The following is an 18,431-nucleotide window of genomic DNA, read 5'->3' as shown; positions in this document are numbered from 1 at the left end:
CGGGGCGGTCGGCTGTTGCGGGCGGGGCGGGGCGGGGTGTCACGCCGCCTCTGGGAGCGCGACGAGCGGGGCCACCTCGGCGAGCAGCGCCTCCTTCTCGGCGTGCGGTAAAAAGCCGAACCGGAACCCGTTCAGGACGATCTCGCGGAGCGCGCTAGAGGGGATCCCGCACCGCGAGTGGGCCAGCCACAGCTCCTCGGTCATCGACGTGTGGCTAAAGAGGCGGTTGTCCGTGTTGATGGTCACCGGCACGCCGGCGCGGACGTACTCGGCGACCGGGTGGGCCTCGTAGCTCGCCACGACGTGCGTCTGCACGTTCGACGTGGGGCAGACTTCGAGCGGGATCTGACGGTCCACGACGTAGCGGAGCAGCGCCGGGTCCTGCCCCAGCGTCACGCCGTGGCCGATCCGGTGCGCCCCGCACTTGAACAGCGCCTGGCGGATCGACGCCGGCCCGAAGCTCTCGCCCGCGTGGACCGTGATGTTGAGGAGCTCCTTGCGGGCGAGGTAGAACGCGGCCCCGTGCATCTCGGCCGGGTTGCCGCGCTCGCCGCCGGCGAGGTCGAACCCGACGACGCCCTTGCCGCGGTACGACGCCGCGAGCTCGGCCTGCGCCAGCGACGCGCTCTCGCGCCGGTCGCGGAGCCCGCACACGATGACGCCCGTGCGGATGCCGTGGTCGCGCTCGGCGTCCTGGAGCCCGGCGAGCACGGCGTCGTTCACCTGCCACATCGTGAGCCCCTGGTCCGTGTGGAGGACCGGCCCGTAGCGGACCTCGAGGTAGCGGACGTTCTCGCGCGCGGCGTCCTCGGCGAGCTCGTAGGCGATGCGGTGGAGGGCATCCCGCGTCTGCATGAGCGGGAGCGAGTACCCGAACCACGCGAGGTACTCCTCGAGCGTCGCGCTCCGGTCGACCTTCGCGAGCTCGGCGGCCAGCCCCTCCTCGGTGTCGGCCGGGAGGAGGTCCGGCTGGTCCTGCTCGCGGGCCAGGTCGAGCATGGTGCTCAGGCGGAGCGAGCCGTCGAGGTGGCAGTGGATCTCAGCCTTCGGCCACGCGAGGATCGTGTCGCGGTCGAGGGCGGGCGGGGTGGCGGGCATAGGCGTCGGGGGGCGTGGCCCAAACTACCCGCGCGGCCGCCCCGCCCCGCCCGCCCCGCTCTGCGGACTCGGCGAAGACCGACGGGCAGGGGCACCGCGTTGGAGCTCGGCCGTACGTTTGTCGCACCCACACCCCAGAGGCCATGTCCCTCGGACCGACGGAGATCCTCCTCATCTTCCTCGCCATCTTGCTCCTGTTCGGGGCCAAGCGCATCCCCGAGATCGCGCGTGGCCTGGGCAAGGGCATCCGCGAGTTCAAGGACGCCACCAACGACATCAAGAACGAGCTGACGGTGTCCGACGCGCCGCCGCCGCGCATCCAGCCCCCGCCGGTCCAGCGCGCCCAGCCGCAGCCGTCGCAGCCCGCCGCGACCGAGGCCGCCCCGCCCCCGGCGCCCGCCGAGGACCGCACGGCCGAGCCGCTGAGCTAGCTCGGGTACGGGGTACTTGGTACGAAGTACCCGACTTGCACGCCCTCTCTAGACCGTACCCCGTACCGGGTACCCCGTACCCACATCTCCCCAGCATGAGCATCCTGATCGACCAAGACACCCGCCTCGTCGTCCAAGGCATCACCGGCAAGGAGGGGTCCTTCCACGCCGAGCAGATGATCGAGTACGGCACGACCGTCGTCGCCGGCGTGACACCGGGCAAGGGCGGGACGACGCACCTCGACCGGCCCGTCTACAACACGGTCGCCGAGGCGGTCGAGAAGGAGGGGGCCAACGTCTCGGTCATCTTCGTGCCGCCGCCGTTCGCGGCCGACGCCATCCTGGAGGCCGCCGACGCCGGCGTCGACACGGTCGTCTGCATCACTGAGGGGATCCCGGTCCAGGACATGATCACGGTCAAGCCGTACGTGGACAAAAAGGGCGTCCGCCTCGTCGGCCCCAACTGCCCCGGGCTCCTCACGCCGGGCGCGTCGGTCAAGGTCGGCATCATGCCCACCATGATCTTCTCGCCGGGCAACGTCGGCGTCGTCTCGCGGAGTGGCACGCTCACGTATGAGGCCGTCGACCAGCTCACGCGTGCCGGCCTCGGCCAGTCGACCGCCATCGGCATCGGCGGCGACCCCATCATCGGGACCCAGTTTATCGACGCCATCCGCCTGTTCAACGACGACCCCGAGACCGAGGCCATCGTGATGATCGGCGAGATCGGCGGGTCGGCCGAGGAGGAGGCCGCGCAGTTCGTGAAGGAGAGCGTGAAGAAGCCGGTCTTCGGCTTCATCGCCGGCCGCACCGCCCCGCCCGGGCGCCGCATGGGCCACGCCGGCGCCATCGTCTCCGGTGGCAAGGGCACGGCCGAGGCCAAGCTGGAGGCCATGTCCGAGGCCGGCATCACGACCGTCGAGAGCCCCGCGGCGATCGGCGAGACCGTCAAGGCTCACTTCGAGGCCGTCGCGTAGAGGTTCGGGGTTCCAAGGTTCAGAGTTCAGGGTTCTGAACGCGAGCCCTGAACCGGATAACCCCGAACCCCGAACCATGAGAGTCCGAGACGCCCAGTTTGTCGGCGCCGCCCCGACGTGGGCGGCGCTCCCGCCCCCGGGCGCCCCCGAGGTGGCGTTCGCGGGGCGGTCCAACGTGGGCAAAAGCTCGCTCCTCAACGCGCTCCTCGGCCGCAAGCAGCTCGCGCGCACGAGCGGGACGCCGGGCAAGACGCAGGCGCTCAACTTCTACGCCGTCAACCCCGCCCCCGACCGGGGCGGGGCGGGCGGGGTGAAGGAGCCCGAGCTCTACCTCGTCGACCTCCCCGGCTACGGCTACGCCAAGGTGTCGCAGGGTCAGCGAGCCGCGTGGCAGCGGCTCGTCGGCCGCTACGTGACCGAGCGGGCCGAGCCCGCGCCCGACCACCCCGCCCCGCTCCGCGCGGTCGTCCAGCTCATCGACAGTCGGCACGGGGTGACGAAGATGGACGAGGAGCTCATGGCGGTGATGTTGGAGAGCCCCGCCCCGCACCTCGTCGCGCTCACGAAGGCGGACAAGCTGTCGGCGAACGCGCGCCAGAAGGCGGTCGCGGGCATCCACAAGCACTTGCGGCCGTACGGGCTCGAGCTCCCGGTCGTCCTCACGTCGGCCGAAAAGAAGACGGGGATCGACGAGCTGTGGAGCTGGATCTGGCGGGTGATGTAAAAGGGAAAAGGGACGCGCGGGCGGGGCGGCGCCGCATTTGTTCCGCCCCGCCCCGTGTAGGCATGGGCGGGGCGGTGACAGCAACGCTGCCGTCAACGGGAGGCGGCGGCAGCCCCCCTCCTGGCCAGGAGGGGCTAGGGGTGGTTGTGACGAGGGCGGGGCGGTCCGGCATGACGCCACCCCGCCCGGTGAACGACCCGCCGCCCCGCCCGTCGCCGCCCCGCCCCGACGCCGCGACGGCGTTGCATGCAACGCCGCTACGGCGGCCGCCCCGCCCTCATGCACCGCGGGCGGGGTGGGGCACCTTCGCTGCCCGCTGCCCACCGATATTCCGGTCGTCCGCCCCGCCCGTGGCGCCACCCCGCCCCGCCCGGCACCTTTCTCACTTCTTACAGCCGCACGCGGACCGTCTCCGCCCCGCCCGCGAGGCTCTGGAGGCGGAGCGTGTCGCCGTCGAGGCGGACGCGGAAGCGCTCGGCGCCCTGGGCGTCGGAGAGCGTGAGGACGGAGTCGCCGGCGACCTCGTAGCGGGCCTCGAACGACTGCGGCTCGCCGACCGGCGGGCGCTCGACGAACCGGGCCGTCCCGTCGCCGAGCAGCGTCATCCGCGAGCCCAGCGTGTCGGCGCCGGCCGGCCGCCACGTGCCGACGTAGGCGCCGCGGCCGTCGCCGCCGCACCCCGCGAGCGCCGCCGCCCCGCCCCAGAGCGCGGCGAGGGCCAGGAGCGTGAGGGCGGGGCGGGCGGGGCGGAGCATCGGCGGGGCGCGTACGTCGAAGGTAGCCGTTTCCCACCTCGCCCCTTGGGTCCGCCCTCTGGGTCCGCCCCCCGGCCTGATCCCGGGGCCGCACCGCTGCTCCGCATGATCGACGTTACCTCGATGCCCCCCGTCACGCTGTTCTTCCTGCTCCTGAACGGGGTCGTGGGGGCGTACACGCTCCTCGTCAACCCGGAGCTCATCGACCGCTGGGCGTTCAAGCCGTTCCGCGTCGTCCGCGATCACGAGTGGTCGCGGTGGCTGACGGCCGGGTTCGTGCACGTGGGGTTCGCGCACCTCGCGTTCAACATGATCACGCTCTACTTTTTCGGGCCGTACGTCGAGGCCGCGCTGGGGTCGGGGCGGTTCCTCATCGTGTACCTGGGGTCCGAGCTTACGGCGAACGCGCTCACGTACTGGCGGCACAAGGACAACCCGGCGTACTCGGCCGTGGGCGCGTCGGGCGCCATCTCGGGTGTCCTGTTCGCGTTCTGCTTGTTCGAGCCGTTCTCGCTGCTCTACATCTTCTTCGCGATTCCCATCCCGGCGATCCTGTTCGCGGTCCTCTACGTGGCGTTCTCGGTCTACGCCTCGCGGCGCCAGGTGGGGCGCGTGGCCCACGAGGCGCACCTGGGCGGCGCGCTCGGCGGCCTCGCGCTGACGATCCTGTTGTACCCGGGGGCCGTCTCCATCTTCCTCCAGCAGATCGGGTTGGGGTGACGGGGAGGGTAGCCGGCCGCCCCGCCCTGCGCGGGCGGGGCGGTGGAAAGGGGATTGACGAGGGCGGGGCGGTGATGTAGCCTCGGCCGCCCCGCCCGCCGGGTCCGCCCTGCCTGACTATGCGCGCACTCTCGCTCGTCGCCGCCGCCCTGCTGCTCGCCGCCTGCGACTCGGGCGGTCCTGACGCGCCTGGATCCGGCCGGTTCGAGGCCGAGATCAGCGGCGGCCTCTCGCGCTCGCTGGAGGGGACCGCTGGGCTCCTGTCGGTCTTCGACGGACCCGGTGAGGAGCCCATCCTCTCGGTCACCATGCTCGATCAGAGCGTCCTGATCCGCTCGATCTCGCTCTCCGACGAGGAGGGCGTCCTCGACGGGGAGGGGACGTACGGCCTCGGCGGTGGCGGGCCGCTCCAACTCCTCTACCAAGACGGGCTCGGGGCCGATGGAGGCTCCTACGTGTCCGCCTCGGGCACCCTCCGCGTGACGCGCTACGGCGACGACCGGATCGCGGGCACGTTCACCGCGGAGCTGGCCCCCGCGTTCGGGCGGGACGAGGGCGCCGCCGCGTCCCTCTCCGGCACGTTCGACGCCGTTCGGATCCCGGCGCCGTTCTAGCCGCCGGGGCGGGGCGGCGCCCTACGCGATCTCCAGCAGGTCCAGGAGCGCCCGCCAGTCCTCGACGACGGCCGCGCCTTCGGGCGCCCGCGCGTCGTCGCCGCGGAGCCACGCGACGCGCCACCCCGCCCCGACGCCGCCCTCGACGTCGGAGTGGAACGAGTCGCCGACGTAGAGGACGTCGGCGGGCGCGAGGGCGGGGCGGTCTAGGACGCCGCGGGCGAGGCCGAGGACGTGCTCGAACAGGCGCGGGTCCGGCTTGCGCACGCCGACCTCGTCGGAGATGACAGCGAACGCCGCCAGCGCTTCGACCTCGGGGAGTCGGGCGAACTTGGCCCGCTGCTGCTCTGAGAACCCGTTCGTCAGCACGCCCACGGGGAAGCGCGTGGCGACGGCGCGGTAGGCGTCGAGCGCGCCGTCGGCCCAGCGCCAGTGCTCGGCGTAGCGGGCGAGGTAGTCGCGCGAGAACGTCTCGGGGTCGAGGTCGTGGGCCTCCAACGCGTGCAGCACGCGCTCCGACCGGAGCCGCTTGAGGTCGGCGGCCGTGATCCGCCCCGCCCCGAAGTCGCGCCACAGCGGCACGTTGTGGGCGTGGTACGTGTCCTGAACGTGGCCGACGCCGTGGTGCCCGAGGTGCGCCGCGTGCATCCGGTGGACGTCGGCGAGCGCGGCCCGCTCGGCGCCGCGGTGGTCGAGCAGCGTGTCGTCGAGGTCGAAGACGACGAGGGCGGGCATGAAGGATGCGGGATAGAGAGACGGAGGGATGAGCAGAAGGCGGGCAGGGCGGCGGCTCTGCCCACCCCCCGCCACATTTCTCAATCCCTCTCCAAAAGACCGCCCCCGACGCGCAGGGCGCCGGGGGCGGTCACAGCCTCGGGGGCGGGGTGGCCTACGCCTCGACCGGGTCGATGTGGACGAACTTGCGGCCGCCGCGCGACGCCGCGAAGCGGACGCGGCCCGACGCCGTCGCGAACAGCGTGTCGTCGCCGCCCCGCCCGACGTTGATGCCGGGGTGGAACTTGGTCCCGCGCTGGCGGACGATGATCGAGCCGGCCGGGATGACCGCGCCGCCCGGCGACTTCACGCCGAGCATGTTGGGGTTCGAGTCGCGCCCGTTCTTCGACGAGCCGACGCCTTTTTTGTGTGCCATCTGGGGTACCTGCGGGTTGGTGAACCGGCCTCGCCCGGGGGCGGGGCGGCGGGGGCGCTAGTTGACGGAGAGCCCGCCGATCTTGATCTGCGTGTACGGCTGCCGGTGGCCGTTCTTGACCTTGTAGCCCTTCCGGCGCTTTTTCTTGAACACGATCACCTTGTCGCCCTTGACGTGGTCGAGGACCTCGGCCGTAACGGTCGCCCCGCCCACGACGGGGGCACCCACCTGGACGCCGTCGGCGCCGGAGACGAGGAGGACGCGGTCGAACGTGACCGTGTCGCCGACCTCGGCCTTCATGCGGGGAACGTAGAGGCGGTCGCCTTCGGCGGCCTTGAACTGCTTGCCGGCGATCTCGACGATGGCGTACATGCGTGTGCGGGCTTGTGGAACCCTCCGTGTGGCGGTCCCGGCGGCGTGCCGGGCAGGCCCACGGAGGGGCGCGGGACAGAGCGGACGAATCTAGGGCGGGGCGGGGCGGCCGTCCATCGCGGGGGCTTCAAAATGGCGGGGCTCACTGCGCTCGCGGGACTGGGGGGTGAGGGACTGGGGGGAGAGCGCGCCTGCGCGGGCGGGGTGGCATGGGCGGAGAGTGCGGCCATCTTCCACCGTCTCTCCACCCCGCCCGTGGCGCGAACCGGGCGGGGCGGCCATCTTCCAGTCCCCAGTCCCCAGTCCCCAGTCCCCAGTCCCCAGTCCCCGTGCCCTCTCTTGCCCTTTTCGGCGGCTCGTTCAACCCGCCCCACGTCGGGCACCTGGCCGTGGCCGAGGCGTGCGCCGAGGCCGTCGGACTCGAGCGCGTGCTGTGGGCGCCGGCCGCCACCCCGCCCCACAAGCGCGGGCACGCGGACATGGCGCCGGCCGCGGACCGGCTCGCGCTCGTGCGCGCGGCCGTCGCCGGGAACGAGCGGTTCGAGGCGTGGGGAGGAGAGGTCGAGCGGGGCGGGACGAGCTACACCGTCGACACGCTGCGGGCGCTCGCGGAGCAGCACCCGGGCGCCGAGATCGCGCTGGTCCTGGGCGGCGACAGCCTGGCCGGCTTCGCCTCGTGGCGCGAGCCCCGCGCCATCCTCGACTTGGCGCGGCTCGTCGTCTACGACCGCCCCGGCGCCGACCTCGCCGACGTGCCGGCGTGGGTGACGGACCACGCGACGCGTGTCGCCGGCCCGCTCGTCGACCTGTCCTCGACCGAGCTCCGCGCCCGCATCCGGGCGGGGCGGACGGTCCGCTACCTCGTGCCCGACGCCGTCCGCGCCGAGATCGCGGCGCGTGGGCTCTACGCCGCCCCGCGCGACCGCCCCGCCCCGGACGCCGGTGAGAACACGGCCCGCCGTGTCCGGGCGGGGTGATCCACCATGACCGCCCCGCCCCGGGCGCGCGGGTGGGGTGGGGTGGGGGGGATCGGTGCCCTGGCCGGGCCGTAGGAACGGGGCGCCCCGCCCACCAGCCGACCCGCCCGTGCCGCTCTCCCTCGAAGACAAGGCCGCCGGCCTCCTCGTCGTCCGCCTAGGAAACAACCTGCCGCCGGCGAAGACCGCGAGCGAGCAGGAGGACGAGGTCGCCGCGCTCCTCGACCGCTACGCCGTCGGCGGGCTCATCCTGTTCAACGGGCGCTGGCCTGAGACGCGCGACACGCTCGCGCGCCTCCAGGCGCGCTCCGACCGCGGCCTCCTCGTCACGACCGACATGGAGCGCGGGTTCGGGCAGCAGGTGCTCGGCGGGACGGTGTACCCCCACGCCGCCGCGTTCTCGTACGCGGGCGGGGCGGACGACGTCCGCACGTTCGCGCGCCAGGCCAGCGAGGAGGCCCTCGCGTGCGGCGTCCAGGTGACGTACTCGCCCGTCGCCGACGTGGACCGCAACGAGCGCAACCCGATCATCGCCTCGCGCGCGTTCTCCGACGACCCGGCGCGTGCGGCCGAGCTGACCGCCGCGTTCGTCGAGGGCGTTCACGAGGCGGGCCAGTTCGCGACGGCCAAGCATTTCCCCGGCCACGGCGGCACGTCCGGCGACTCGCACGCCGAGATGCCCCAGATCGACGACGACCGGGCGACGATCGAAGCCGTCGATCTCGCCCCGTTCCGCGCAGCCATCGCCGCGGACGTCGACCTCGTGATGACGGCGCACGTGGCGTACCCGGCGCTCGACCCGTCGGGCTTGCCGGCCACGCGCTCGCGGCCGATCCTGCGCGGCCTGCTCCGCGACGAGCTCGGGTTCGAGGGCGTCGTCGTCACCGACAGCCTCCAGATGGCGGGGGCCAAGGACGCCGACCAGACCGAGGGCGACCTCGCCGCCGGCCTCCTCGATGCCGGCGTCGACCTGTTCGTCGACGCCGTCGACCCCGAGGCCGTGATCCGCGGGCTGGCCGAGGCCGTCCGGGCGGGGCGGCTCGACGAGGCCCTGCTCGACGCCGCGCTCGCCCGCGTCGAGCGCCTCCGCGAGCGGTTCCGCGCCCGGTTCGGCGCCGACGCCTTCCGCACGCCGCCCCGCCCCGCCCGCTTGGTGGGGGCGGATGAGCACCGGGCGCTCGCCGAGCGCGTGGCGCGGGACGCCGTCGAGGTCGCGCGCGGCCCGCTCCCCGACCTGGGCGACGGGACCGGCACGCTCGTCGTCCTCATGAAGCGCGCGCCGCTCCCCAACGAGCCCGAGACGATGCCAATGGGCGAGGCCGTCGCCCGCCTCCTCCCCGGCGCCGTCTACCGCGAGCTCGAACCGACGCACGAGGACGAGGACGACCCGTTCGACGAGATCCGCGTGCTGGCCCGCGACGCCGAGCGCCTCGTCGTCGCGACCATTGTGCGGCCGGCGGCGTGGCACGCGTTCGGGCTCGAAGCCCGCGAGCGCCGGTTCGCGCAGCGGCTCATGGAGGCGCACCCGACCACGCTCGTCGTCCTGGGCGGCGACCGCGGGCTCCGCGGGTTCGACGCCTGCGACTCCGCGCTCGTGACGTACAGCGACGTCGGCCCGTCGCAGGTGGCGGCCGTCGAGCGCCTGGCGGGCCGGTAGGTCTGCGAGTTCGTAGAGCAGAAACGGCGCCGGGCGGGGCGGCCGGCTCCTCCTGCCCGCCCCGCCCTCGCCCTCGATACGGACCGCTGTTCTACAAGCGGGCGGGGTGGAGAGAGCCGTGGGCGCCGCCCCGCCCTTCGCGCCGCACGGGCGGGGCGGGCACTCCGGCCTTCCCCTACCGCTTCCAGAACGCCGGCGAGAACAGCAGGAGGACCGTGAAGATCTCCAGCCGCCCCGCCATCATGAGCAGCGAGAGCACCCACTTGCCCACCGCCGGCACGTGCGTGTAGTTCTCGGTCGGCCCCATGGCCCCGAACGCCGGTCCGACGTTGCCGACGCACGAGAACGTGGCGCTGAACGCGCTCCAGATGTCGAGCCCCAGGGCGCCCATGATCAGCGTCCCCAGCCCGATGAGGCCGACGTAGAAGACGACGAAGGAGAGCACGGTCCGCATGATGCCCTCCGGGACCACGCGGTGGTCGAGCCGGATGGGGAGGATGGCCTGCGGGTGGACGAGCTGCCGGAGCTCGCGGAACGCGTTCTTCAGGATGAGCACCACGCGGACCACCTTCACCCCGCCCCCCGTCGACCCGGCCATGCCGCCGACGAAGAACAGCGCGAACAGGACGACGAGCGCCAGCGGCGGCCACAACTCGTAGTCCGCCGTCCCGAATCCGGTCGTCGTGATGATCGACGCCGCCTGGAAGGCCCCGTAGCGGAGGGCGTCCCCGAACGAGTCGTAGCGGACGACCGTCCGCCCGCGGACCTCGGCCGGGGCGAGGTCCGCCCCGCCCCCGATGTCCTCGCCGCCCGCCCGGTCCCCGTCGCGCGTGGCGAGCTCGTCGCCGACGGCCTCGCCGTCGGTCCGCTCGGCGGCCACCTGCTCGGTCACGATCTCGCCGTCGAGCGTGACCGGGTGGAACAGGAGGTCGCCCGTGGGCGCCCAGAGCGCGAGCGTGAGCAGGACCGTCGCGAGCCCGATGATGGCCCCGTAGGCCCGGAGCTCCTCGTTTTTCGCGACCGCCGTCACGTTCCGGTGGAGGAGCTGGTAGTGGAGCGCGAAGTTCATGCCGGCGAGCACCATGAACACCGTGATCACCCAGTCGATGTAGGCCGAGTCGTACTGGCCCACGCTCCCGTTCTCGGTCGAGAACCCGCCCGTGGCCATCGTCGCGAACGCGTGGTTGACGGCGTCGAAGAGCGACATGGCCGGGAGCAGCAGGAGCACCTCGACGAGCGTGAGCGCGAGGTAGATCGCCCACAGCCGCTTGGCCGTCTCCGTCACGCGCGGCGTGAGCTTGTCGGCCGACGGGCCGGGCACCTCGGCCTTGAACAGCTGCATCCCGCCCACGCCGAGCAGCGGGAGCACGGCGATCGTGAGCACGATGATGCCCATGCCGCCCAGCCAGTGCGTGAGGCTCCGCCAGAACAGGAACCCGTTGGGGACCGCCTCGATGGCCGGCGTCGTCGCCCCGCCCAGGATCGTGGCGCCGGTCGTGGTGAACCCGCTCATGACCTCGAAAAAGGCGTCGGTATAGCCGGCGAGCACGCCGGTGATCACCCAAGGCAGCGCGCCGACGAGGGACAGCACGAGCCACGCGAGGGCTACGATCGCGAACCCCTCGCGCACGCGGAGCTCCTGCTGCGGCCGGAACGCCCACCACAGCGCCCCGCCCCCGACGAGCGACGCGGCGGCCGTCGCCGCGAACCCCCACCACTCGGCTTCGCCGTAGGCCAGCGAGACCACGGCCGGCGCGACGAGCGACACGCCGAGGGCGACGAGCAGCACGCCCAGCACGCCCACGACCGCTTTCCAGTCGATGATCATGCGTGTGACGGGTGATGAGTTACGGGCGATGGGTCAGAGCGGTAGCCCCGAGCGCCCCGCACTCGCAGGGGCGGGGCGGTCCTCCTCCGGGATCCGCCGCCCCGCCCCCGGCGGCCGCTCCGGCGCCCGTCCCCCTCCCCGGCCGTTGGGTCCGGCCCTCGTCCGGTGGGGGAGGGGGAACCTCCATCAAACAGTTTGTGAGGGGAAACGCCAGTGCGCTCGCCTCCAGACGGACGGGGCGGGGCGGCCTGGGGCGGGGCGGGGCGGAGAGCCCGGCCACCCCGCCCGACGATCCCGAGTCCGCGGTCGCTCGTCCCCATGGTCCCCACGTCGCTAGGCCGAAAACAGCGGCTCGACCTCCTCCACACGCGCGGGCGTGGCGAAGACGACGGCGCGGGCGCCGGGCTGCACGACGGTCTGGCCCGTCGCGATCTCGACGCGCTTGCCGACGACGGCGCCGATGAGCACGCCGCTCGGGAGCCGCTGCTCCGCGAGCGGGGCGCGCGTGATGGGCGCGCCGGGGTCGGCGACGAGCTCGAGGATCTCGGCGTCGAGCCCGGGCACCGTGGCGACCGAGCGGACGTGGGCGCCGCGGAGGAACCGGAGCACCTCGCGCGAGACGGCCAGCTTCTGGCTGACGGCGGCGTCGAGCCCGATCGACTGCGAGATGGGGATGTAGGCGCTCTTGGACAAGAGCGCGACCGTCTTGCGGACTTCGAGGTGCTTGGCCATGAGGCACGACACGAGGTTCGACTCCTCGTCGGCGGTGACGGCCACGAGCGCGTCGGTCTCGGCGAGCCCCTCGCGGGCGAGCAGGTCGATGTCGCCGGGGTCGCCGTGGATGACGAGGACGCCTTCGAGCGTCTCGGCGAGCGCCTGCGCCCGCGCGCGGTCGGCCTCGACGACCTTGACCTCCATCCCGCCCCCCTTGCGCGGGCGGCCCGAGAGCCCGGCGGCCACGCGTGCGCCCACGCTCGTCCCGCCCAGGATCATGACGTGGCGGAGCCGTCCGGCCTCCTTGCCGAGCACGCGGGCGGCCTCGGCGACCCGGCCCGTCTCGACGAGCACGAACACCTGGTCGCCGGCCTGGATCGTCGCCCCGCCCGAGGGCAGGATCGTCCGCACGCCGCGCGAGATGCCCATGACCCGGAACGGGAGCGGGCTGCGCCGGGCGAGGTCGACGAGCGTGAGCCCGGCGGCCGGCGAGTCCCGCTCGATGCGGATGCCGACGAGCTGGACCCGGTTGCCGCAGAACTCGATGATGTCCGTCGCCGCCGCCCGTCGCAGCAGCGAGACGACCTCGTTGGCCGTCGACTGCTCGGGGTGGATCAGGTGGTCGATCCCGAAGTCGGAGAGCCGGAGGACCGAGTCGGAGCCCGTGAACTCGGCGCTCCGCACGCGGGCGATCGTCGTCGTGAGGTCGGCGGGTTTGCCGACGCGCTCGGCGAGCATCGACGCGATGATGTTGACCTCGTCGACGTCGGTGACGGCGACGACGAGGTCGGCGTCCTCGATGCGGGCCTCTTGGAGCGTCGTCGCGCTCGTCCCCGACCCGACGATGGCGAGCACGTCGAGCGTCTCGCGGACGGCGGCGACGCGGTCGGCGTCGGTGTCGATGACGGTGACGTCGTGGCGCTGGAGGGAGAGGAGCCGGGCGACGTCGTACCCGACGTCGCCGGCCCCGACGACGATGGCGCGCATTCGCGGACCGGGGCGGGGAGGTGCCGAAGCTACGGGTGCAGCCGGGGGGTAGACGCCCGCCCCGCCCGTGAGGAATCGGCTTGGGCGGGGGGGCGGCTCCGACGCGGTCCGTCACCCCGCCCACGCTGACGGAGGCGGGCCGGGGCGGGGTGGCGCGGCTCGGCTGGGGAGCACCCTCCGCGCTCCCTATGGAGCTGCCGAGGCCGGCGGCCGCTCGGCCGGCGAGTCCGACCGCCCCGCCCCGAGGTTCTGTCGCGGCCTTGCTGCGCGGTCCGCCTACCGCTGGTTGTCGCGCACGACGCGCTGCCCCCACACCAGGAACACCAGGATGCCCAGGACCGGGACGCAGAACAGGGCGATCAGGAGCACCTTCGTCCCGATCGCGAGGTACGTCTTCCACGTCGCCAGCGCGGCGAGGAGCGCGAGCACGCCGTTGAGGACCGCGATGAGCGTGACCAGCAGGGTCTTGGCGAGACCGGCGAGCGAGGCGGCGAGGACGAGCGACATGGGGAGGTAGAGAAAGACCCCGCCCTACGGCGCGGGCGGGGTGGAGTTGCACGCGGTGGCGCGGCGCGCGCGGGCGGGGCGGCGGCGATTCGGCCGGTTTCTCACCGAGCAACCCGCCCCGCCCGCGTAGGTTACGGCATGCGCATCGGCGACATCGACCTCGGCCCCCGCCCGCTCCTCCTCGCACCGATGGAGGACGTGTCCGACCCCCCGTTCCGCCTCATCTGCAAGCGGTACGGGGCGGACATGCTCTACACCGAGTTCATCTCGTCGGGCGGCCTCCTGCACGGGGCGGCCGGGTCCGTGCAGAAGCTCGAGTTCTACGAGGAGGAGCGGCCGGTCGGCATCCAGATCTTCGGCGGCGAGGTCGAGCAGGTCCGCGAGGCGGCGCGGATCGCGGACGCCCAGGGGCCGGACCTCATCGACATCAACTTCGGGTGCCCCGTCAAGAAGGTCGTCTGCAAGGACGGCGGGGCGGGCATCCTGCGCAACCTGGGCAAGATGGAGGCCATCACGCAGGCCGTGGTCGAGGCCGCCACGCGGCCGGTGACGGTCAAGACGCGGCTGGGGTGGAACGACGAGTCGATCCGCATCGAGGAGGTCGCCCGGATGCTCGAAGCGACCGGCGTGTCCGCGCTCGCCGTTCACGCACGGACGCGGGCGCAGATGTACCGCGGCGAGGCCCGCTGGGAGTGGTTCCCCAAGATCCGCGCCGCCCTCCGCGACACCCCGTTCATCGGCAACGGCGACGCGACGACGCCGGAGCGCGCGCGCGCCATGTTCGAGGAGACGGGCGTCGACGCCGTGATGATCGGGCGGGGCGCGATCGGCAACCCGTGGATCTTCCGCGACGCGCGCGCGCTCCTGGACACCGGCGAGATCCCCGCCCCGCCCTCGTGGGACGAGCGCGTGGCCGTCGTCGCCGAGCACCTCACGCTCAAGTGCGCGTGGCTGGGCGAGCGGAAGGGGGTGCTGGAGATGCGGCGGATGTACGGGGGCTACTTCAAGGGCCACCGCGGCGCGAGCGCGCTCCGCATGCGGCTCATGGAGCACACCGAGCGCGACGCGGTCCTGGAGGTGCTCCTCAACTGGCGTCCTGAGGACGAGGAGACGTCGGTGCTCGTGGCGCGGGCCGTCCGCCCGGCGGCGGTCGCGGCGCGGCTGCCCCGCCCCGCCCGGCTGCCCGCGAAGGCCCGGCTCCCCGAGCGGCCGGCGGCTTAAGCGCAGGGCCGAGGAGTCTTCTGCTTTGTCAGCGTCTCAACCGGGCGGGGCGGGGTGGGAGGAGTCCCCCCTCCTGGCCACCGCGAAGCGACGGCGCAGCCAAGAGGGGCCAGGGGTGATTGTCGAATCGAGCGCCTGACTCCAACTCCGCGTGAGACCTCTTGCCGCTGCACGAGCGCGGCCCCGCGCGCGAGGGCGGGGTGGAGGCACCCCGCGTGCCGCGCGACGGTAGGACGGGCTCACACCGGGTTAAACCTATGCCTTTCCGCCTCCTCCTCGTGCTCCCCCTCCTCGCCGGTCTGTTCGCCGTCGCCGCCGGGTGCGACACCGACGACGGCGAAGACGCAGACCTCCCCGACCGCCCAGGGCTCGCCGTGGCCGAGAGCGACGCGGGCGTGGCTACGTCGTTCGGCCGGCTGACCGACGCCCTCGACGCCGCCCCGCCCGTGTCGATCGTCGCCCGGGTCGACCACGCCGCGAACGCGGCCTCGGCGGGCCTCGACCTCCGCCCGACGCGCGTGGTCCTGTTCGGCAACCCGGCGCTGGGGACGCCGCTCATGCAGGTCAACCAGCAGGCCGGGCTCGACCTCCCGCAGAAGGTGCTCGTGTTCGAGGACGCCGAGGGCCAGACGGTCGTCGGCTACAACACGACCGACTACCTCGCCCAGCGTCACGGCGTGGGCGGGGCGGAGACGCTGGGCCGGATCGCCGGCGCGCTCGCAACCTTCGCGGGCGTGGCCGCTGGCGACAGCACGGTAAACGTCGAGGTCGGCGGCGGCCCGGTCTCGCGGGACGAGGGCGTCGTGACCGCGACGAGCGCGAACGACGTCGGGGCGACGTACGCCGGCCTCGTCTCGGCCATCGAGTCCAACCCGAACCTGACGGTCATGGCCGAACTGGACCACGCCGCGAACGCGGCGTCGGTCGGCCTGGAGCTCCGCCCGACGCGGCTCGTCGTGTTCGGCAACCCCGCCCTCGGGACGCCGCTCATGCAGGACGAGCAGACGGTCGGGATCGATCTCCCGCAGAAGATGCTGGTGTATGAGGACGCCGCCGGCCGCGTGGTCGTCGCCTACAACGACCCGGGCTACCTCGCCGAGCGTCACGACCTCGACGACAGCGACGAGGTGATCGACAGGGTCCGGGGGGCGCTCCGGGCGCTCGCCGCCGCGGCCGTCTCGGGCGACACCAACGACTAGAGCACCCTTCGGGTGGGTACGGGGTACTGGGTACGGGGTACGGCCCGATCTGACTTCGGCGCGTGCGTACCTCGCACCGAGCACCCTGTCCCTACCTCCACGGTGCTCTAGGTCCGCGCTCCGGCGGCCCTGGCCGCCCCGCCCTCGGCCATCCGCCCCGCCCTCGGCCGTGAGGGCGGGGCGGCGTGGGTTAGACTCCGGCTCCCACCATCCCGCCCCGTCCTATGCGCCTCGCTATCGCTCTCGTCCTCGCCGCCGTCGTCGCGGCCCCCGCCCTCGCCCAGACCGCCCCGCCCGCGCGCGTGCTCGTGCACTGCGGGACGCTCCTCGACCCGGCCGCCTCCGACGAGCCCCTGGGCGAGCGGACCGTCGTCGTCGAGGGCGGGGTGGTCGCCGCCGTCGAGGCCGGCTACACCGCCGCGGGCGGGGCGGACGAGGCCGTCGACCTGCGCGCGGCGACGTGCATGCCGGGCCTCATCGACATGCACACGCACCTGACGAGCGAGAGCCGGCGCGGCGGCTACATCGACGACTTCCGCCTGAGCCCGGCCGACAAGGCGTTCAAGGCGGCGCAGTACGCGCTCTCGACCGTCCTCGCCGGCTTCACGACGGTCCGCGACCTGGGCGGGTCGGAAGGCATCGACCTCGCGCTCCGCGACGCCGTCAACCGCGGCGACGTGGTCGGGCCGCGGATCTTCACGGCCGGCAAGAGCCTGTCCATCACCGGCGGCCACGCCGACCCGACCAACTCGTACCGCGAGGACATCGTGGGCGTCCCGACCGAGACGCTCGGCGTGGTCGACGGCGCCGACTCGGCGCGGCGTGGGGCGCGAATCGCCATCAAGCGCGGGGCCGACGTGCTCAAGATCACGGCGACCGGCGGCGTGCTCTCGCTCCAGGGCGACGGCTCCGGCCCGCACTTTGCCGAGGACGAGATCCGCGCCATCGTCGAGACGGCCGCCGACCGCGGGCTGAAGGTGGCCGCCCACGCCCACGGCGACGAGGGCATGCAGCGGGCGATCCGCGGCGGCGTGGCGTCGATCGAGCACGGGACGTACATGTCGGACGAGACCATGCGGATGATGCGCGAGCGGGGCGTCTACCTCGTCCCCACGATCACCGCCGGCAAGTCAGTCGCCGACTCGGCCCGGATCGCCGGCTACTACACGCCGCGCGTGACCGAGAAGTCGCTCGAAATCGGCCCGCTCATCCAGGACACGTTCCGCCGCGCCTACGCCGCCGGCGTGCCGATCGCGTTCGGGACCGACGCGGGCGTGTTCCGCCACGGCCGGAACGCGAACGAGTTCGCTTACATGGAGGAGGTGGGCGTGCCCTTTATGGAGGCCCTCCGGTTCGCGACCGTCAACGCCGCCGACCTTCTGGGGCGGGGTGGCGAGCTGGGCTCGCTCCAGCCGGGCTTCGCCGCCGACCTCGTGGCCGTCGCCGGCGACCCGCTCGCGGACGCGGCGGCGATGCAGGACGTGGCGTTCGTGATGAAGGGCGGGGCGGTCGTCAAGCGCGATGGCCAGTTCGTGCCGCCGCCGCCGCGCGCGCGGTGACCGCCCCGCCCCGCCCGGACGTGGGCGGGCGGGGTGGCTGCGCACTCCTCGCGCTGGCGAGCGTTCTGGCATCCGGGGTGTTCGCGGTAGGCCTCGGTGCGGCGCCGGACGTCGCGCCGGGCTTGCGCGGGGTCGAACGGGAAGCGGCGCGGCTCGCGGTCGAGGCGGCGCGAGGCCTCACGGCCGGGCCGCCCGAGAGCCTCGTCACGACCGGGCTCCGGGTGGTCCGTCTGGAGCCGGACCCGGCGTGCGGGCCGGGCGGCCGACCCGCCGAGGCCTACCGCGCCGAGGTCGAGCTGCGGACGGCGTTCGGGCTCCCGTACCGGACGGTCTGGACGTGCGGGGGCGGGGCGGCGTACGATTCGGCGGCGCTGGCGCGGTAGGTCTGCCGCCCCGCCCGGAGCGAGCGCTGGGGTTGCTCTCGAGCAACCGGTAGTTCTCCCGAGCCAGCTTCTGAACGGTGCTCAGGTTGAGCGTCGAATCGCTTCCAGAAACCGGCCGTCGTACGGTGCTTCACGGGAGCGGACGGGTGCGCCCGGCTGAGATGTCCGCTTGAGCGTCGCGGATCAGCGAGTTGAGCCGACCGCCCCGCCCGTAAGTCGATTCCGATCCCCCTCCCCGGCCCTCCCCCGCTGGGGGAGGGGGATCCCAAACAGCCTCTCAGGAGCGCACGTCGGAGTTGTACTCGTCCATCAACTCACGCAAACGCCGGTAGTCGGCTAGAAGCGAACCTCGATTCGCCCAGTTGTTGTGCTCGTCCTCCACGCTCGGGTTGATAAACGTGCCGCTCGGGGAGACGAAATGTTCGTCTGCGATCCGGTCCTTCGTCACGTCCCAATCGTTGTCGAAGACTAATTCGAAGGAGGAGGCGAAGGCGCCGAGAGCTTGTTCAAACTCGTGACGCCGATCTTGCTCTTGGGACATTATTTCGAGATGAGTGC

Annotated in this window: 18 protein-coding genes and 2 pseudogenes; 11 read left to right on the top strand and 9 right to left on the bottom strand. The window is 73.1% G+C overall.

The features are described 5' to 3' along the window. Nucleotides 1-39: 39 nt before the first annotated feature. On the bottom strand, nucleotides 40-1,098 hold the full coding sequence (add, locus tag RM540_RS13820; protein WP_311665118.1) for an adenosine deaminase: 1,059 nt from the start codon (nucleotides 1,096-1,098) through the stop codon (nucleotides 40-42). A 143-nt stretch (nucleotides 1,099-1,241) separates the two neighbouring features. Between add and RM540_RS16525 the strand changes: the two are divergent. From RM540_RS16525 to yihA, 3 genes and pseudogenes are all read left to right on the top strand, one after another. Then, a pseudogene (locus RM540_RS16525) lies at nucleotides 1,242-1,388 on the top strand (Sec-independent protein translocase subunit TatA/TatB); the annotation flags it as partial. A gap of 236 nt (nucleotides 1,389-1,624) precedes the next feature. Next, a complete protein-coding gene (gene sucD, locus RM540_RS13810) occupies nucleotides 1,625-2,506 on the top strand; it encodes a succinate--CoA ligase subunit alpha (RefSeq protein WP_311665114.1) in 882 nt (293 codons plus the stop codon). 76 nt (nucleotides 2,507-2,582) lie between these two features. Then, complete coding sequence (gene yihA / locus RM540_RS13805; protein ID WP_311665112.1) at nucleotides 2,583-3,230, top strand: ribosome biogenesis GTP-binding protein YihA/YsxC; 648 nt, start codon at nucleotides 2,583-2,585, stop codon at nucleotides 3,228-3,230. Nucleotides 3,231-3,619: 389 nt separating this feature from the next. Here yihA and RM540_RS13800 read toward each other — a convergent pair whose 3' ends face one another. Beyond that, nucleotides 3,620-3,985, bottom strand: a complete 366-nt coding sequence (locus tag RM540_RS13800) for a hypothetical protein (RefSeq protein ID WP_311665110.1) — start codon at nucleotides 3,983-3,985, stop codon at nucleotides 3,620-3,622. A 105-nt stretch (nucleotides 3,986-4,090) separates the two neighbouring features. Here RM540_RS13800 and RM540_RS13795 point away from each other — a divergent pair, with 105 nt between their 5' ends. Together RM540_RS13795 and RM540_RS13790 are read left to right on the top strand one after the other, a co-directional pair. Further along, on the top strand, nucleotides 4,091-4,705 hold the full coding sequence (locus RM540_RS13795) for a rhomboid family intramembrane serine protease (RefSeq protein WP_311665108.1): 615 nt from the start codon (nucleotides 4,091-4,093) through the stop codon (nucleotides 4,703-4,705). 119 nt (nucleotides 4,706-4,824) lie between these two features. Continuing rightward, entirely contained in the window at nucleotides 4,825-5,319 is a 495-nt protein-coding gene (locus RM540_RS13790) for a hypothetical protein (RefSeq protein ID WP_311665106.1), read from the top strand. 21 nt (nucleotides 5,320-5,340) lie between these two features. On the opposite strand, the gene RM540_RS13785 is transcribed toward RM540_RS13790, so the two are convergent. The 3 genes from RM540_RS13785 to rplU form a co-directional block, all read right to left on the bottom strand. Next, on the bottom strand, nucleotides 5,341-6,054 hold the full coding sequence (locus RM540_RS13785) for an HAD-IA family hydrolase (protein WP_311665105.1): 714 nt from the start codon (nucleotides 6,052-6,054) through the stop codon (nucleotides 5,341-5,343). Between the two features lie 154 nt (nucleotides 6,055-6,208). Further along, nucleotides 6,209-6,469, bottom strand: a complete 261-nt coding sequence (gene rpmA, locus RM540_RS13780; protein ID WP_311665103.1) for a 50S ribosomal protein L27 — start codon at nucleotides 6,467-6,469, stop codon at nucleotides 6,209-6,211. A gap of 57 nt (nucleotides 6,470-6,526) precedes the next feature. Beyond that, nucleotides 6,527-6,841 (bottom strand): 50S ribosomal protein L21, encoded by a 315-nt coding sequence (rplU, locus tag RM540_RS13775; RefSeq protein WP_311665101.1) that lies wholly within the window; start codon nucleotides 6,839-6,841, stop codon nucleotides 6,527-6,529. 329 nt (nucleotides 6,842-7,170) lie between these two features. Here rplU and nadD point away from each other — a divergent pair, with 329 nt between their 5' ends. Both nadD and RM540_RS13765 read left to right on the top strand, forming a co-directional pair. Continuing rightward, nucleotides 7,171-7,818: a nicotinate (nicotinamide) nucleotide adenylyltransferase gene (nadD, locus tag RM540_RS13770; protein ID WP_311665099.1), complete on the top strand. Its 648-nt coding sequence runs from the start codon at nucleotides 7,171-7,173 to the stop codon at nucleotides 7,816-7,818. A gap of 109 nt (nucleotides 7,819-7,927) precedes the next feature. Continuing rightward, nucleotides 7,928-9,475, top strand: coding sequence for a glycoside hydrolase family 3 protein (locus RM540_RS13765; RefSeq protein WP_311665097.1), 1,548 nt, complete (start codon nucleotides 7,928-7,930; stop codon nucleotides 9,473-9,475). A gap of 175 nt (nucleotides 9,476-9,650) precedes the next feature. Here RM540_RS13765 and RM540_RS13760 read toward each other — a convergent pair whose 3' ends face one another. The 3 genes from RM540_RS13760 to RM540_RS13750 all read right to left on the bottom strand — a co-directional run bounded on the left by RM540_RS13760 (nucleotide 9,651) and on the right by RM540_RS13750 (nucleotide 13,511). Then, nucleotides 9,651-11,303 carry a TrkH family potassium uptake protein gene (locus RM540_RS13760; protein ID WP_311665095.1) on the bottom strand — a complete coding sequence of 551 codons (1,653 nt, stop codon included), beginning with the start codon at nucleotides 11,301-11,303 and terminating at the stop codon, nucleotides 9,651-9,653. A gap of 333 nt (nucleotides 11,304-11,636) precedes the next feature. After that, nucleotides 11,637-13,004 carry a Trk system potassium transporter TrkA gene (trkA, locus tag RM540_RS13755; RefSeq protein WP_311665093.1) on the bottom strand — a complete coding sequence of 456 codons (1,368 nt, stop codon included), beginning with the start codon at nucleotides 13,002-13,004 and terminating at the stop codon, nucleotides 11,637-11,639. 276 nt (nucleotides 13,005-13,280) lie between these two features. Then, on the bottom strand, nucleotides 13,281-13,511 hold the full coding sequence (locus tag RM540_RS13750) for a hypothetical protein (RefSeq protein WP_311665091.1): 231 nt from the start codon (nucleotides 13,509-13,511) through the stop codon (nucleotides 13,281-13,283). A 138-nt stretch (nucleotides 13,512-13,649) separates the two neighbouring features. Here RM540_RS13750 and dusB point away from each other — a divergent pair, with 138 nt between their 5' ends. The 4 genes from dusB to RM540_RS13730 all read left to right on the top strand — a co-directional run bounded on the left by dusB (nucleotide 13,650) and on the right by RM540_RS13730 (nucleotide 17,873). Next, complete coding sequence (dusB, locus tag RM540_RS13745) at nucleotides 13,650-14,732, top strand: tRNA dihydrouridine synthase DusB (RefSeq protein WP_311665089.1); 1,083 nt, start codon at nucleotides 13,650-13,652, stop codon at nucleotides 14,730-14,732. A gap of 257 nt (nucleotides 14,733-14,989) precedes the next feature. Further along, nucleotides 14,990-15,931, top strand: a complete 942-nt coding sequence (locus RM540_RS13740) for a DUF302 domain-containing protein (protein ID WP_311665087.1) — start codon at nucleotides 14,990-14,992, stop codon at nucleotides 15,929-15,931. Between the two features lie 224 nt (nucleotides 15,932-16,155). Further along, nucleotides 16,156-17,490 carry a metal-dependent hydrolase family protein gene (locus tag RM540_RS13735; RefSeq protein ID WP_311665085.1) on the top strand — a complete coding sequence of 445 codons (1,335 nt, stop codon included), beginning with the start codon at nucleotides 16,156-16,158 and terminating at the stop codon, nucleotides 17,488-17,490. Then, nucleotides 17,487-17,873, top strand: a complete 387-nt coding sequence (locus RM540_RS13730; RefSeq protein WP_311665083.1) for a hypothetical protein — start codon at nucleotides 17,487-17,489, stop codon at nucleotides 17,871-17,873. Before RM540_RS13735 ends, RM540_RS13730 begins: the two co-directional genes overlap by 4 nt. A gap of 277 nt (nucleotides 17,874-18,150) precedes the next feature. On the opposite strand, the pseudogene RM540_RS13725 reads toward RM540_RS13730, so the two are convergent. Beyond that, nucleotides 18,151-18,431, bottom strand: a pseudogene (locus RM540_RS13725) (hypothetical protein); the annotation flags it as partial.

Origin of the sequence: Rubrivirga litoralis (assembly GCF_031846415.1) — a bacterium.
Taxonomy (GTDB): domain Bacteria; phylum Bacteroidota; class Rhodothermia; order Rhodothermales; family Rubricoccaceae; genus Rubrivirga; species Rubrivirga litoralis.
The sequence above is the reverse complement of the archived record's forward strand: the minus strand, read 5'-3'. Positions and strand labels throughout refer to the sequence as shown.